Genomic DNA, 16219 nt, shown 5'->3' with positions numbered 1-16219 from the left:
CAGTATTAATAAGGTAGGCTTTCAGCCTGATTAAATCGTTGTGGAGCGCATGATGGGTCTTTTGGATGATCTGAAGCAGCAAGCCGCGTCAGTAGAAACAGATAGCGCAGAGCAAAGACGTGTTTATCTTGCCAATATGGGTCTGATAGATGGCGCGATGCGTGCGGTCTTGGCTTATTTTTACGAGCTGGCCAATCAGCTTAAGGTGGTTAAACCGGCTAGCCCGCATATCTATCGGGTATGGGGAGTGGGCGAGTTTACTCAAATGAATATGACGTTGGCTGCGGCAAATTCGCGTAATAAATCGCTTGAAGGTGGGGACCATCCTGATTATGTCGAGTTTATTGTTGAGTGGCAGGGTAGGGAGCCTTTACGCACCGTTTGCTCATCACAAAGTGCTGCCAAACACTTAAAAGAGCAGATGTGGCAGTACGGCTGCAAGCTGGAAGAAAAAATTCAAGCCGCACCGGATGGTAAGTTTATCCGCTCGGCGATTACGATTGAGCCTTTGGTGCCAACACGTTTTCGTTTTGATGCGGTGTATGAAACCGGCAAGATTCGCTTAAATCTCCGCAATCTGGCTAATCTGGGCGAAGATCAGCATGTGTTAAGCCCTGCACAATGTACGCCCGTGCTCTGTGAAGAGCTGGCAAAAGCCATGCTGGGTAAACCGCATCATTTGGCTGAATTAATCGGCTAGTTGGGCTTTGGATCTGCTGCGCTAAGTGTGCGGGTTTGAGCTGTGTTGGGTAAACCCTGCAAGTTCGCCAGTGAATTTGGCCTTATCTATTTGAGTGGGATCCCGCCATAATCTGTAAGGCATGCCAAGGTTCGGGCTACGTTTTGTTATTTGCTTGAGTTATTCGTTTAATTTAGGCGTTTTATATCTGTATGGGTGTACATGGATCAAGCTCTTAATATTTTGGTCGCGCGCCTCTTGGCGCATCGTTTTTTACCGCGCAAAGATCCTTTAGCACGGCGCGCTTTGATTGACGAAGCGTTCCGTGAATCGCTGGATCACCGGCTGGCCGGTTGTGGCTTGCGCCTCTTAGAAAATCCCTACGCAGAATATATTGCCGTTGGCCTTGCCTCCGAAATGGAAGACTGGGTGTTCGGCGAGGGCGAAAACTGGCTGTCCAATAATATGGGTATGCCAAGGGACGCGATTGCCTTGCTGATTGTGGTTTGGGCCTTGATTATTTTGCCAAAACGCCAGCGCCAGATTGCCCTTTCGGCTTCCGATCCTGACGATATGTTTGGCGAAGCATCGCCGATTGAGTTTGGTGATGAGGTGGCTCCAGGGATTCCTGAAGAAGCGATTTACGCTGATTTTGGTAAAAAACTCGGCGGTAAGGCGCGCTTTTCTATGAATTTAAGCCAGCTTGCCAAACTCGGCTTTATTAATCGCCGCAATAAAATGATCTTTGAAGGGCCACTGCTTGATCTGATGATCGATTACGCACGTCTGGCTCCGCGGATTATTAATGGTGCGCTGGCTGATTTGTTGAAGATTGATGCTGTCCATGTGGCAGAGCAGGTTGAGGACTAATGTTTCAAATTCGTGAAATTGAAATGGTCCATTGGGATTTTTGGCGTGCGATTCGTGTGCCGCTGGATGCCCAGATTGTGACCATTGTCGGGCCAAATGGCTCAGGCAAAACGACTATGCTGGATGCGCTGCGTACCTTGCTGGCTTTGCGCTGTTCGGGCCGCCGTGATTACAAGCGCTATGTTCGCAATAATAAAGAAAACTTTGCTTGGCTACGTGGCGTGGTTTCCAATCCGCGCCGTGGCGAAGGCGGCTTGTTTCCCTATTTGTTTTTCCCCATTACTAGCCCTGAAGTCACGCTATTTTGCCGCGTAAAAAAGCAAGGTGGTGACTGGGTGCGCCATTATGCCATCGCTGAGGGCGTAGTTGAACTAACGCCAGAAACCGAAAGCGGCCTGCAATGGCTAGGGGTGAATGAATACAAGCGCCGTCTTGAATCGGCGGGCCTGACTGCGGCGATTGCTGAAGTATTGGCGCTAGAGCAGGGCGACACCGATAAGCTGTGTGAGTACAGCCCTAAGGCTTTGCTGGATTTGGTTTTCCAGGTGTTTGGCGATAAGCAGGTGCTGGACAACTATCAGGAAGCCAAGCTGCGCTTAAAAGAAACCGAAGGCGAGCTGGGAAAAGTCGAGCAGCAGATGGCCCAGATTGGGCTAGATGTGGAGCGGATGAAGCTGCGCTCCAATAGCTTTTTGGAATGGCAAGCATTGCAACGCGATGTGGTTCGCCTAGAAAAAGATGTTGTGCCGGGCCTTAAATATTTAGAGCAGTGGGATGGCTTGCTGGCAGGTTTGCAGCAGTTCCGCCTTGCGCGCACCAATTTACGAGCAAAGAAGCAAGAGCTAGATGAGTTGAATCTAGCGTATTCGGAGTTCGATCAGCGCCGCGAAGTCGCTTTGGTGGGCGAGCGTGAAGCCAAACAGGCTTACGATAATCACTTTGCCCTGTTTCAACAGGTGCGTGATGCGGCCCGTGATACAGAAAAACTGCTGAAAGAAGAAACGCGTCTGCGTGAGCTGGCCGAGTCAGAACATGGCCGTGATGCGGTTAGCATTAATGACCGATTACTGGCTTTAAAAGAGCAGCTTGCCAGCTTAAGACAGTGGCTGCGTACCGCCAAAGAAGAGCGTCAGCAGTTGGCCGATATGCAAAACACCTTGCAAGCGGGTAGAGCGCCATCGCCAGATTTTACCCGCAATATGCGTTCAGCCTTGGATGAGGCGGCTATTCCGCATCAAGTGCTAACTGAAATCGTTGAAGTCACTGATGCAAGCTGGCAGCAGGCGGTGGAAGCCTTGCTTGCTCCTTATCGCCATATTGTATTGCTCAAGCGTGCTGGTGATAGAAACCGTGCATGGGAAATTGCCCAGCGCTTACGCTATCGCCACTTTATCGTGCCTGATAGCGAGCCTGTGCCGCGGGCCAATAAAGGCTCGGTGCTGGAAGTGGTCGATTTCAATGGCGATGCGCCAAGCTGGGTGGTGCAATTGCTTAACCGCACTCAGCGCGTTGTCACCGTTGAAGCGGGTGGCAAGGTCGATGGTGACTGGATCACCAAAGAGGGTTATCACAAAGAGCGCCGTGGTGGCCGCGATATTAGCGTGCGCCCGAGTGATTTTGCTTTTGGTGAGGCCGCCCGGCAATCACGTTTAGGCGATGCGCTGAGCCGTTTAAAAGTATTGAACCATCAGATCTTAGATGCAGAAGCACGCGATGTAGATTTAAGCCGCGATATTAGTGCCCATACCGAGCAATTGATGGGAATGCAGGCGGTGGTGCAGCTGGCAGCGCGTCAGGAAGAATTTGCAGCGGCAGCAGCACGTTTCCCAGGTGAGCAGGAATCTGTTCAAAACTTGGGAGCCGAGCTGGCTGCAGCACAAGCCGCTTGGGAGGCTGCACGAGATGCACGTGAAGAATTGCGTGTGGGTTTTGAGCGCAGCAAAGATCAGCGTGAGCGTTTGGCTGGGCAAGTTAATTATCAGCAAGATCAGGCACAGCGCCAGCAGCTGGAAATCCATAAGCAATTGCGCCAGCTGCGCGAGCTAAAAACCAGTATGCAGGATCATTTAAGCGATGTGTCCGCACTGGATGCCGTGCGTGAGCAATTTGGCAGCGTGCGTGAAGTGCAGCATTTGCTTGAGCGCCAACGTCAGCAGCTGGCTAATGGTCAGTGGGAAACCGACGAAACGATTCTGGCACGCCGGGATAAGCTGCAAAAAGATTATGACGATGTGCAAAATGATGCCGAAGTCCATTACAAAGAAGTACAACGTACTGGGGATCTGACGCATGAAGCGCGTGCGGCCTATATTAATAAGCTGCGTGCCACGGTACGTGCTTACTGCCGCAATATTGCCCGTCTGGGCGAGCTGGCAGGAATTGATGTAGAAGCTGAAATGCCGCATCTGGATAACGACGATGCCGTACTGGCGCAAGCGGGCTTGGCGGCGCGTTTCAATTTTGACCAGAAAGGCATGATGGGCATGAACGACGGTGAAGCGTCGGGCGGCCAGCAGGTGATGAAGTCCTTGATTCTGCTGATTGGCTTAATGATGGATGATGCCAATCCATCGGGTTTTGTGTTTATTGACGAGCCGTTTGCCCACTTGGATATCTTTAATATTGATCGCGTTGGCGCATTCCTGAAAGCTACGCAGGCGCAGTATTTAATTACTACGCCGCTGACTCATAACACCAATGTTTACGCGCCATCTGATTTGACGCTGACCACACGTAAAAAGCGCCCGGGGGATACTTGGGCGCCACTTATTCTTCAAACTCGTCGCCGGGTTGAAACTGCACAACAAGAGCTGATCGTATGAAACAAGTATTCCATTTTTTCGCCCCCTGCCCACGAGGTCTGGAAGGGCCACTCGTTGCCGAATTAGAAGCACTTGGCGCTGATCAGATCAAAGCAACCGATGGTGGCGTGGGTTTCGCTGGCTCTTGGGCGCTGATGTATGAAGCCAATCTGCAATCCCGTATTGCTAGCCGTATTCTTTGGCGCGTGGCAGAAAAAAGCTGGAAAACAGAAGACGATCTTTACGCCATGGCGCGTGATTTAGATTGGGCTGAAATGTTTTCTGTGGATTGCACCATCAAGGTGGGCGTCACGGCCTATCGTGTGCCACAGATTCGCAGCCCAGAATTTGTGGCGCTGCGGATTAAAGACGGCATCTGCGATCGTTTCCGCCTGAAAGGCGGTAAGCGTCCAAGCGTAGATACGGCTGAGCCAGATATGCGTATCCAGCTTTATTTGACCGATCGCAACGCCACTCTTTATTTAGATACTTCTGGCGACGCGCTGTTTAAGCGTGGCTATCGTATTGAAACCGGCGAAGCACCGATGCGCGAAAATCTCGCCGCCGGTATTTTGGCATTGATTGGCTGGACTCCCGCCGAAGCGCTGTACGATCCAATGTGTGGTTCGGCGACCTTCTTAATTGAAGCCGCCATGATTGCCCGCAAAATTGCACCGGGTGCGCGTCGTGAATTTGCGTTCCAAAAAATGCGTTTGCACAGCGAAGAAATGTGGCAAGAGCAAGTTGCTGCGGCAAAAGCGGCTGAAACCAAAGAAATCTTCCCTATCTATGGTAGTGATGTTTCTGCGGCTGCAATTGCCCACGCCCAAGCTAATTTGGATTACGCCCGCTTTGATGACACCATTCATCTAAAACAATTGAACGCGATGGATGCTAAGCCGCCGTTTGATATGCCAGGCGTGTGGATATCTAACCCGCCTTATGGTGTGCGCTTGGATGAGAAAGAAAAGCTGGCTGCGCTTTATCCACAGTGGGGCGATGCCTTGAAAAAGCGCTTCTCAGGCTGGAGAGCTTATTTCCTGACTGCCGATATGGATATCACCAAGCATATGGGTCTTAAAGCGTCTAAACGTACACCGCTCTATAACGGTGGCTTAGAGTGCCGTTTGTTTGAATACATCATGATTTCAGGCGGTATGCGCAGAAAGCCTACTGGTTCAGACGAATAAATCGCTGAAAATTGAAACAAGCCGCTTAAAAAGCGGCTTGTTTGTTTTGTTTCGCATGATTTTGTGTTTGTGCATAACAAGCTAATAGCCATTTCTCGAAAGTAGCTATTAGTCTGATCGTTTTAAAATCAACCGTTTACCTTGTTTTATGCACTTTATTGCTACTTAGGTGTTGACCGAATAGGGTGTCGCCGGTATATTTCGGCCTCTCGCTGCAGCACACACAGCAACACAGTGTTCGAGCAGTGGCGAAACGATCTTTAAAAAAATACAGTCGATGAGTGTGAGTGCTTGATTTGGAAGCGAAACAAGTGCTTGCATTAGTAAGGAGTAACCAGCGATGGTTGCTCTGAATAAAGTAAGCCAGTAAGTACTAGCATAGTGATTAAACTAAAGAGTTTGATCCTGGCTCAGATTGAACGCTGGCGGCATGCTTTACACATGCAAGTCGAACGGTAACAGGGTGCTTGCACCGCTGACGAGTGGCGAACGGGTGAGTAATATATCGGAACGTACCTAGTAATGGGGGATAACTATCCGAAAGGATAGCTAATACCGCATACGCCCTGAGGGGGAAAGAGGGGGATCGCAAGACCTCTCGTTATTAGAGCGGCCGATATCAGATTAGCTAGTTGGTGAGGTAAAGGCTCACCAAGGCAACGATCTGTAGCGGGTCTTAGAGGACGATCCGCCACACTGGAACTGAGACACGGTCCAGACTCCTACGGGAGGCAGCAGTGGGGAATCTTGGACAATGGGCGCAAGCCTGATCCAGCAATGCCGCGTGCGTGAAGAAGGCCTTCGGGTTGTAAAGCGCTTTTGTTCGGGAGGAAATCCTAGTGGCTAATATCCATTGGGGATGACAGTACCGGAAGAATAAGGACCGGCTAACTACGTGCCAGCAGCCGCGGTAATACGTAGGGTCCAAGCGTTAATCGGAATTACTGGGCGTAAAGGGTGCGCAGGTGGTTGATTAAGTGTGATGTGAAAGCCCCGGGCTCAACCTGGGAATTGCATTGCAAACTGTTCAACTAGAGTATGGCAGAGGGGGGTGGAATTCCGCGTGTAGCAGTGAAATGCGTAGAGATGCGGAGGAACACCGATGGCGAAGGCAACCCCCTGGGCTAATACTGACACTCATGCACGAAAGCGTGGGGAGCAAACAGGATTAGATACCCTGGTAGTCCACGCCCTAAACGATGTCTACTAGTTGTTGGGGAATTCGTTCCTTAGTAACGCAGCTAACGCGTGAAGTAGACCGCCTGGGGAGTACGGCCGCAAGGCTAAAACTCAAAGGAATTGACGGGGGCCCGCACAAGCGGTGGATGATGTGGATTAATTCGATGCAACGCGAAAAACCTTACCTAGCCTTGACATGTCAAGAATCCTTTAGAGATAGAGGAGTGCCGCAAGGAACTTGAACACAGGTGCTGCATGGCTGTCGTCAGCTCGTGTCGTGAGATGTTGGGTTAAGTCCCGCAACGAGCGCAACCCTTGTCCTTAGTTGCTACCATTTAGTTGGGCACTTTAAGGAGACTGCCGGTGACAAACCGGAGGAAGGTGGGGATGACGTCAAGTCCTCATGGCCCTTATGGCTAGGGCTTCACACGTCATACAATGGTCGGTACAGAGGGTTGCCAAGCCGCGAGGTGGAGCTAATCTCATAAAACCGATCGTAGTCCGGATTGGAGTCTGCAACTCGACTCCATGAAGTCGGAATCGCTAGTAATCGCGGATCAGCATGTCGCGGTGAATACGTTCCCGGGCCTTGTACACACCGCCCGTCACACCATGGGAATGGGTTTCACCAGAAGTAGGTAGGCTAACCGTAAGGAGGCCGCTTACCACGGTGGGATTCATGACTGGGGTGAAGTCGTAACAAGGTAGCCGTAGGGGAACCTGCGGCTGGATCACCTCCTTTCAAGAGAAAAGTCTTTTGGATTGAGTACTCACACTCATCGACTGTAGGTTTAAGGATTGTTGAATAGGATTCGGAATTAATAGGGCTTATCAAAGTCACATTAATTCTGATTTCTAAAATCAGCAAGACAGTAAATTGATCTTTAAAAAAATAGAAGAAGTAATACTCAAATTTAGAAATAAATAAGGGTAGATTGTATCAAAATCGATTATTCGAAGTCAGAACTGAATGATCGATGTCGCAAACAAAGCGAAATCAGATACTTTAAGGATGTGAATCGCTTTGCTCGTCTTCATTGACGAATAGAGTGCAACACGTGTTTGAGGTTATAGGATCAAGCGACTAAGTGCATCTGGTGGATGCCTTGGCGATGATAGGCGAAGAAGGACGCGTTAGCCTGCGAAAAGCTACGGGGAGCTGGCAAATAAGCATTGATCCGTAGATATCCGAATGGGGAAACCCGGCCCTTTTGGGTCACTCACTGCTGAATACATAGGCAGTGTAGAGCGAACTCGGCGAACTGAAACATCTAAGTAGCCGAAGGAAAAGAAATCAACCGAGATTCCCAAAGTAGTGGCGAGCGAAATGGGAAGAGCCTGCATGTGATAAATCAAACTTTAGTGGAACAGTCTGGAAAGTCTGGCGACAGTGGGTGATAGCCCCGTACACGAAAAAGATTGGTTGGTACTAAGCATGCGACAAGTAGGGCGGGACACGAGAAATCCTGTTTGAAGATGGGGGGACCATCCTCCAAGGCTAAATACTCATCATCGACCGATAGTGAACCAGTACCGTGAGGGAAAGGCGAAAAGAACCCCGGGAGGGGAGTGAAATAGAACCTGAAACCGGATGCATACAAACAGTGGGAGCCCTTGAAAAATGGGGTGACTGCGTACCTTTTGTATAATGGGTCAGCGACTTACGTTCAGTAGCAAGCTTAACCGAGTAGGGGAGGCGTAGGGAAACCGAGTCCGAATAGGGCGCATAGTTGCTGGGCGTAGACCCGAAACCAAGTGATCTATCCATGGCCAGGATGAAGGTGCGGTAACACGCACTGGAGGTCCGAACCCACTAATGTTGCAAAATTAGGGGATGAGCTGTGGATAGGGGTGAAAGGCTAAACAAACTTGGAAATAGCTGGTTCTCCTCGAAAACTATTTAGGTAGTGCCTCATGTATCACTGACGGGGGTAAAGCACTGTTATGGCTAGGGGGTCATCGCGACTTACCAAACCATGGCAAACTCTGAATACCGTCAAGTGCGAGCATGGGAGACAGACTGTGGGTGCTAACGTCCATGGTCAAGAGGGAAACAACCCAGATCGCCGTCTAAGGTCCCAAATAATCAGTTAAGTGGAAAACGAGGTGGGAAGGCATAGACAGCCAGGATGTTGGCTTAGAAGCAGCCATCATTTAAAGAAAGCGTAATAGCTCACTGGTCGAGTCGTCCTGCGCGGAAGATGTAACGGGGCTCAAACTGATAACCGAAGACGCGAATATGCACGATGTGCATATGGTAGAGGAGCGTTCCGTAGGCCTGCGAAGGTGTCTTGAGAAGGATGCTGGAGGTATCGGAAGTGCGAATGCTGACATGAGTAGCGATAATGCGGGTGAAAAGCCCGCACACCGAAAACCCAAGGTTTCCTGCGCAACGTTCATCGGCGCAGGGTGAGTCGGCCCCTAAGGCGAGGCAGAAATGCGTAGTCGATGGACAACGGGTTAATATTCCCGTACCGATGTAAAGTGCGATGGGGGGACGGAGAAAGGTAGGTCAGCCATCTGTTGGAATAGGTGGTTTAAGCGAGTAGGCGTGTGGCTTAGGCAAATCCGGGCTGCTTTAACGCTGAGACGTGACGACGAAGTCTTCGGACTGAAGTGATTGATCCTATGCTTCCAAGAAAAGCCTCTAAGCTTCAGCTTTATATTGACCGTACCGCAAACCGACACAGGTGGGTAGGAAGAGAATTCTAAGGTGCTTGAGAGAACTCAGGAGAAGGAACTCGGCAAATTATCACCGTAACTTCGGGAGAAGGTGAGCCCAGAGTATGTGAAGGCCCTTGCGGCTGGAGCAGAAATGGGTCGCAGAGAAATGGGGGCTGCGACTGTTTATCAAAAACACAGCACTCTGCAAAGTCGAAAGACGACGTATAGGGTGTGACGCCTGCCCGGTGCTGGAAGATTAAATGATGGGGTGCAAGCTCTTGACTGAAGTCCCAGTAAACGGCGGCCGTAACTATAACGGTCCTAAGGTAGCGAAATTCCTTGTCGGGTAAGTTCCGACCCGCACGAATGGCGTAACGATGGCCCTACTGTCTCCTCCTGAGACTCAGCGAAGTTGAAATGTTTGTGAAGATGCAATCTCCCCGCTGCTAGACGGAAAGACCCCGTGAACCTTTACTGTAGCTTTGCATTGGACTTTGAAGTGGTTTGTGTAGGATAGGTGGGAGACATTGAAGCATGGACGCTAGTCTGTGTGGAGTCGTCCTTGAAATACCACCCTGACCCCTTTGAGGTTCTAACCTTGGTCCGTTATCCGGATCGGGGACCGTGCATGGTAGGCAGTTTGACTGGGGCGGTCTCCTCCCAAATTGTAACGGAGGAGCTCGAAGGTCGCCTAGGTACGGTCGGACATCGTACTGATAGTGTAATGGCATAAGGCGGCTTAACTGCGAGACAGACAAGTCGAGCAGGTGCGAAAGCAGGACATAGTGATCCGGTGGTTCTGAATGGAAGGGCCATCGCTCAACGGATAAAAGGTACTCCGGGGATAACAGGCTGATTCCGCCCAAGAGTTCACATCGACGGCGGAGTTTGGCACCTCGATGTCGGCTCATCACATCCTGGGGCTGTAGCCGGTCCCAAGGGTATGGCTGTTCGCCATTTAAAGTGGTACGTGAGCTGGGTTCAAAACGTCGTGAGACAGTTTGGTCCCTATCTGCAGTGGGCGTTGGAAATTTGAGGGGGGCTGCTCCTAGTACGAGAGGACCGGAGTGGACAGATCTCTGGTGTACCGGTTGTCACGCCAGTGGCATCGCCGGGTAGCTAAATCTGGAAGAGATAAGCGCTGAAAGCATCTAAGCGCGAAACTCGCCTCAAGATGAGATTTCCCCAAGGCTTTAAGCCTTTTAAAGGGTCGTTCGAGACCAGGACGTTGATAGGTCGGGTGTGGAAGCGCAGTAATGTGTTAAGCTAACCGATACTAATTGCCCGTAAGGCTTGATCCTATAACCTGAGACGCGTGTGCGCGACGGTATAATCTACCCAGATTAAGAGTTAAGTTTGAGTATTGAATTACTTCTTCTATTGAACTGAATGCGTTGTGGAGCAATAAGCACAACGTGTTAACCCGTTAAAGTCTGGCGACCATAGCGAGGTGGTCCCACTCCTTCCCATCCCGAACAGGACAGTGAAACACCTTAGCGCCGATGATAGTGCAGATTACCTGTGTGAAAGTAGGTCATTGCCAGACACCTTATGCAGTAAACAGAACCCCCGTACTCGAAAGAGGCGGGGGTTTTGCTATTAGTGAAGCAGTTGTTTTTGCTACAACAAATTAGATTACTTGCTGAGCATAATGAGCAAGTACAGACCGTTTAAGTCTGGTGACCATAGCAAGGTGGCCCCACTCCTTCCCATCCCGAACAGGACAGTGAAACACCTTAGCGCCGATGATAGTGCAGATTACCTGTGTGAAAGTAGGTCATTACCAGACACCTTATATTGAGCAAGTTTAAGATTTGTTCAGACCAAAAAAAGCCCCGATATCGTTTGATATCGGGGCTTTTTGTTTGGGTTTTACATCATTAATCTAGTGGCAATATTGTTTTGCCATACATCTCATTTAAGATCTGGGCCATTGCAGCATAAATAGCGGATGCGCCGCAAATGATCCCTTCAATTCCCGCGATTTGTTTAATAACCGGGCTGCCTGTGTAATCGCCAATGGCCAATAAGGCAAAAAGAATTGTGAGTGATCCAAAAATAAATTGAGTGGCTTTATTTAGTTTAAGTGTGCCAATAAATAAAAATGCGGTAAAGATGCCCCACATGGTGAGGTAGGCTGTCATGCTGTTGGCAGAGCTGGCTTCTGCAAGGCCTAGCTTGGGTAAGAGCAGTAGTGCTACCAAAGTAAGCCAGAACATGCCGTATGAGGTGAATGCGACGGTGCCAAAGGTATTCCCTTTCTTCCATTCCATAATACCTGCAATAACTTGGGCTATGCCCCCATAAAAAATGCCCATGGCTAAGATCATTGCGCTGAGCTCAGTTATACCTGCATTGTGCAGATTGAGCAGCACGGTGGTCATGCCAAACCCCAGTAATCCTAATGGGGCTGGATTGGCGGTTTGATCCTGGGTATGAAGAGTCTGAGACATATTAAGTTCTGTTTGAATTTTTAAAGAGGCGCGATTATACCGAGCTTCTTCATATAAAAATTTGGCATAGATTAACTTGGCAGTATTTACCTTCTGAACGGTGCTATCTATTTGTTTTTAATGCATTAGTTTGATTTAGGCTGAACTGCCTTGTAATAATGCTGTGCCTTGAATCTTCTTAGTCTTCATTATTTTTATATCAGATAAAAGACGGAGTGTTGCGTATTGGCCTGTTAATAAAATAGCTGTAAGAGTAAGCTTGGGTAAGCCTAAGGCAATGATTTATTTATAAGGAGAGGGAAATGGTTAAGAGTATTATTTCTGATATGGATGGTGTGATTTACCGTGGCAAGCAATTAATCCCTGGCGCAAATGAATTTGTCCAGCGCTTATTAAGCAGCAAACTTCCTTTTTTGTTTCTGACTAATAATGCGGAGCAAACGCCGCTTGATTTGAAGCTAAAACTGGAAGCCCTGGGTATTCATGGGCTGAGCGAAGAAAACTTTATTACCAGTGCAATGGCTACTGCAATGTTTTTGCGTAGCCAGAAAGAGCGTGCTACCGTTTTTATTATTGGTGGTGGAGGCTTAATTAACGAGCTATATAATGTGGGCTTTTCTATTTCGGAAAGTAAGCCTGATTATGTGGTGGTGGCGAAATCAAGCAGTTTTAATTTTGATCAAATGAAAAAAGCAGTGCGCTTTATTGATGGGGGCGCGAAATTTATTGGTACCAATCCTGATATGATTGATCCGGTTGAGGGCGGGAGTGAGCCTGCTGCAGGGACGATTCTCGCTGCGATTTCAGCCGCTACCGGCAAGACGCCATATATTGTGGGCAAGCCTAATGCCTTAATGATGACATTGGCGACACGCAAATTGGGCGTGCATCCAGAAGATACTCTGATGATTGGTGACAGGATGGATACGGATATTGTAGGAGGGATGGAGGCAGGAATGAAAACCGCCTTAGTGCTTTCCGGGGTATCAAACACCGAGATGATCGAACAATTCCCGTATAAGCCGGATTATGTGTTCAATCATGTCGGGGAGATTGATTTTACTGCGCTTTAGGCTGGGGTGGCCGGCGCATCAAACCGGCCTTCTGCGGCTAATTCACGAATTTTTCTAATGGTTTCTAAGTCGGCCTGCTGCCAAGCGGCTTTTAGATATTTTGCGTACTCTTCTTCCTCACCCTGATCATCCATTGGCGTTTGGTAATGAAAACGTACAAATAGCATATTGCTTTCGGGCTCTTCAATTTTCATAAGCAAAGTGCCGCCCGCATGTTGCTCGCTGGGTTCGGTATCGTAGCGAACATGCAATTCGTTGACTAAATGAATTCGATCTTGAATTTGCATCGCGCCAATGGTGATTTTTCGCAGCAGATGGATATCGCTGCGTTCGATAATTTCTACGCTGTCTATATGGGCCATAAATAGATCAGGCGCTTCTGCACGCAGTACTAAACCTTGCCAGAGCGTTGCTCTGCTCAGGGCAAAATCGTTAGACGGGTCATTAACCGCGATCAAGTGTTCTAGCTGCAAAATAACTCTCCTTAAACCGCTAGTATAGCGAATGCCGTGCTGCACTCATTGAACAGTAGCATTTATTTCAAGCTCTGTAGATATGGGGGCGTGCTGCAGTGATCTGTGATCAAACAATATAAATTGTAGTTGTAATTGTACTTTGGATAATTATTTTTATGTGTATATAATTTAGTGCGGATAGCAATTTATTTTTATAAAAATTCATTTGTGATAATGCAAAATAAATGCCATCTTGAAAGATAATTCTGATTCTTATGGGGGATTGATTATCTAATTGTTAATTTTTTGCAGTGATAGTTCGTTCATATCTTTAGTGTGTTGCATGGGATAAAAAAAATGATAAATCCAAATAATAAACCGATTGGCGTGATTGATGATGAGCAAGCTTTAGATATTGTCGGCGATGCTGTACTCAAACTGTGGGATGTAGTCGATGAATTAGCACGTTTACGCCCTGCACATACGCCAGATTATCACGTTACTATTTTCGGCTCGGCACGTATTCAGGAGGGGTCTTCATCGTATGAGGCCGTTAAACAACTGGCTAGCGAATTAGCGGCAATGGGTTGCCGTATTGTGACTGGCGGTGGGCCTGGCTTGATGCAGGCAGCGAATGAAGGCGCGCGAGATGGTGCGCCTGATCGCCCTGAAGCTTCAGTAGGTATTCGGGTTGATTTAGATTTTGAGCAAAATGTAAACGATTTTGTTGGTAAGGTTTACGAGCACAAAACATTTTTTTCCCGTTTACATCATTTTATTTTGCGCTCTAATGCTTTTATTGTGACCTCGGGCGGGATTGGTACTCTATTAGAGCTAGCGATGGTGTGGCAATTGATTCAGGTTCGTAAGCTCTACGATACGCCCTTGATTCTGGTGGGGGAAATGTGGCATGAACAGGTTGATTGGGCGCGGCGCTATATGGTTGAAAATAATGCCGGATTAGCCAGTGAAGTGGATATGCAGATTCCGATTGTGGTTGACACGATCGAAGATGCGGTACAGCTGATTCGCGAGCATCATGAAGAATGGCAAATGATGGGGGCATTATTAAATAATTAAATGGTGCGCCAAGCTCAGTTGAGTATCAGATACTGCATGTTTCAAATAATAAAGCCCTCAAATGATCGAGGGCTTTATTATTTATTTTTGCTATTTAGCATTGTGGGCTAAATAGTAAGTCGCTCGGGGAGTCTTAATAGATAACAAGTTTGGTGCCAGCTTGAATGGACTTTACGCTATTCCATTTTTTTAAATCTGCTGTAGCCACTTTATAACGCTTTGAAATGGATGCAAAGGTATCACCGCGTTTGGCGATATATTCACGGCCATCCTTACCAGCTGCTACGCTCTCGCGTTTCACTGATACACGTAAAATTTGCCCGATTTGTATTTGCCCATCTTCTGTCTTATTCATGGCTTGCAGTAGCGCTACATTCATTCCATAGCGCTTAGCAATATTGTATACGGTGTCACCTTTGGTGACCCGATGCTCAGCACTGGCTAGCACGGGTGCATGAGGCTTATCGTTTGCTCCGGTATCAACGGGCTCTGCTGCACGGTTTGCAGCTAAGGCCGTGAGGGTTTGTCGATCAGACACATCTAAGCCAGTGATTTTCGGGACCAGGATCGTTTGTCCACGGGCAATACGCTCACGGCCACCGATATCATTGATTTCTTTAAGCTCACTTGCAGCAACACCAAAGGCGCTTGCCAGTTGCTCGAATGATTCGCCTTGCTTGGTGACATAAGGTTGCCAGTTGAGCAGTGGTTTGTCGTAATCAGCCAGATTTTTTTGGAAAGCGGCTACTTTGGCAACTGGCAAGACGAGAGAGCGATCGTCTTTATAAGCAATTACAGGGCGGATAAAACCCGGGTTGAGCCGTAGTAATTCTTCAACCGGTGTTTCGGCTAGCTCGGCCGCAACTTTAACATCCATATGCTTGCCGACGGTGAGCGTGGCAAAGTAAGGCTTATTCGGCAGGGATTCGAGCGTTACACCATAGGCGCCAGGATTGGCGATGATATTGCGCACTGCTAGTAGCTTGGGCACGTAGTTACGTGTTTCGTCTGGCATGCGTAAATCAATAAACTGCGTACCAAGGCTGGCGGCTTCATTTTTAGCTACGGCACGTGCCACAGCCGTTGGACCCCAGTTATAAGAAGCCAAGGCAAGCTGCCAGTCGCCAAACTGGCTGTAACTACCGCTTAGGTAGTCCAGAGCGGCACTGGTGGCTGCTACCACGTCGCGGCGGCCGTCATACCACCATGTACGCTCTAATCCGTAGTCTTTGCCAGTGGCGGGCATAAATTGCCACATTCCTGCTGCTTTTACCGATGATTCTGCCCGTGGGTTGAAGGCAGATTCAATCATAGGTAAAAGCGCGATTTCCATGGGCATACCGCGTTTTTCAACTTCATTTACCACATAATATAAGTAGGGGGTGCCGCGTTTAATAATGCGGTTTAGGTATTCTGGGCGGCTGGCGTAGTAGTTTTCCCATTTGCTGACCAATTGATGATCCAGCTCCGGAATGGTAAATCCTGTACGGACACGGGCCCATAAATCGGCGTACTCTGGTGCGCTGACTACTTCAGAAAACAGCGCGTCGATGGTGCGATGCGTGTCGTCTTGCAGGATAAAATTGGGATTGTGTAGCTGGTAATCGATTTTGATGGGAGCCAGGGTATCAGCGTACGAACCCAAGGAACAGAAACCTGAGATAAGGCCAACAAGGATGCGTTGTTTCATGGGTACCTGCGCTTAATAAATACAAATAATCGAGCGATGCTGCCGCTGCTGTCTAGTCTTGTCAATCTGTTTATGCTTAATGGCA

General features: G+C 48.6%; 9 protein-coding genes and 4 rRNA genes. 10 read left to right on the top strand and 3 right to left on the bottom strand.

Annotation, left to right across the window (positions count from 1 at the left end; translation table 11 throughout):
- Positions 1-49: 49 nt before the first annotated feature.
- The 8 genes from VN23_RS14560 to rrf (VN23_RS14525) all read left to right on the top strand — a co-directional run bounded on the left by VN23_RS14560 (position 50) and on the right by rrf (VN23_RS14525) (position 11172).
- Entirely contained in the window at positions 50-700 is a 651-nt protein-coding gene (locus VN23_RS14560) for a hypothetical protein (RefSeq protein WP_156455207.1), read from the top strand.
- Between the two features lie 201 nt (positions 701-901).
- Entirely contained in the window at positions 902-1549 is a 648-nt protein-coding gene (locus VN23_RS14555) for a hypothetical protein (RefSeq protein ID WP_046351470.1), read from the top strand.
- A complete protein-coding gene (locus VN23_RS14550; RefSeq protein ID WP_046351471.1) occupies positions 1549-4371 on the top strand; it encodes an ATP-binding protein in 2823 nt (940 codons plus the stop codon). The genes VN23_RS14555 and VN23_RS14550 overlap by 1 nt, the downstream gene beginning before the upstream one ends.
- The gene (locus tag VN23_RS14545; RefSeq protein ID WP_046351472.1) at positions 4368-5540 is read left to right on the top strand and encodes a THUMP domain-containing class I SAM-dependent RNA methyltransferase; all 1173 of its coding nucleotides are present in this window, start codon (positions 4368-4370) and stop codon (positions 5538-5540) included. The genes VN23_RS14550 and VN23_RS14545 overlap by 4 nt, the downstream gene beginning before the upstream one ends.
- 387 nt (positions 5541-5927) lie before the next feature.
- Positions 5928-7461: ribosomal RNA gene (locus VN23_RS14540) — 16S ribosomal RNA — on the top strand.
- Between the two features lie 332 nt (positions 7462-7793).
- Positions 7794-10684: ribosomal RNA gene (locus tag VN23_RS14535) — 23S ribosomal RNA — on the top strand.
- Between the two features lie 131 nt (positions 10685-10815).
- Positions 10816-10929: ribosomal RNA gene (rrf, locus tag VN23_RS14530) — 5S ribosomal RNA — on the top strand.
- A 129-nt stretch (positions 10930-11058) separates the two neighbouring features.
- A 5S ribosomal RNA gene (rrf, locus tag VN23_RS14525) occupies positions 11059-11172 on the top strand.
- Together the 16S, 23S and 5S rRNA genes form the textbook arrangement of a ribosomal RNA operon.
- A 91-nt stretch (positions 11173-11263) precedes the next feature.
- Here the strand turns inward: rrf (VN23_RS14525) and VN23_RS14520 are convergent.
- Complete coding sequence (locus VN23_RS14520) at positions 11264-11836, bottom strand: acetate uptake transporter (RefSeq protein WP_046352156.1); 573 nt, start codon at positions 11834-11836, stop codon at positions 11264-11266.
- 302 nt (positions 11837-12138) lie between these two features.
- On the opposite strand from VN23_RS14520, the gene VN23_RS14515 reads away from it, so the two are divergent.
- Positions 12139-12909 (top strand): HAD-IIA family hydrolase, encoded by a 771-nt coding sequence (locus VN23_RS14515; RefSeq protein ID WP_046352157.1) that lies wholly within the window; start codon positions 12139-12141, stop codon positions 12907-12909.
- Here VN23_RS14515 and VN23_RS14510 read toward each other — a convergent pair.
- Complete coding sequence (locus tag VN23_RS14510) at positions 12906-13382, bottom strand: SRPBCC family protein (RefSeq protein WP_046352158.1); 477 nt, start codon at positions 13380-13382, stop codon at positions 12906-12908. The genes VN23_RS14515 and VN23_RS14510 overlap by 4 nt on opposite strands.
- 339 nt (positions 13383-13721) lie before the next feature.
- Between VN23_RS14510 and VN23_RS14505 the strand changes: the two genes are divergently transcribed.
- Positions 13722-14444, top strand: a complete 723-nt coding sequence (locus VN23_RS14505) for an LOG family protein (RefSeq protein WP_046352159.1) — start codon at positions 13722-13724, stop codon at positions 14442-14444.
- A gap of 133 nt (positions 14445-14577) precedes the next feature.
- Here the strand turns inward: VN23_RS14505 and VN23_RS14500 are convergent, their stop codons facing one another.
- Positions 14578-16134 carry a lytic transglycosylase gene (locus VN23_RS14500; protein WP_052746612.1) on the bottom strand — a complete coding sequence of 519 codons (1557 nt, stop codon included), beginning with the start codon at positions 16132-16134 and terminating at the stop codon, positions 14578-14580.
- Between the last annotated feature and the right edge of the window lie 85 nt (positions 16135-16219).

Origin of the sequence: Janthinobacterium sp. B9-8 (assembly GCF_000969645.2) — a bacterium.
Classification (GTDB): domain Bacteria; phylum Pseudomonadota; class Gammaproteobacteria; order Burkholderiales; family Chitinibacteraceae; genus Iodobacter.
The sequence above is the reverse complement of the archived record's forward strand: the minus strand, read 5'-3'. Positions and strand labels throughout refer to the sequence as shown.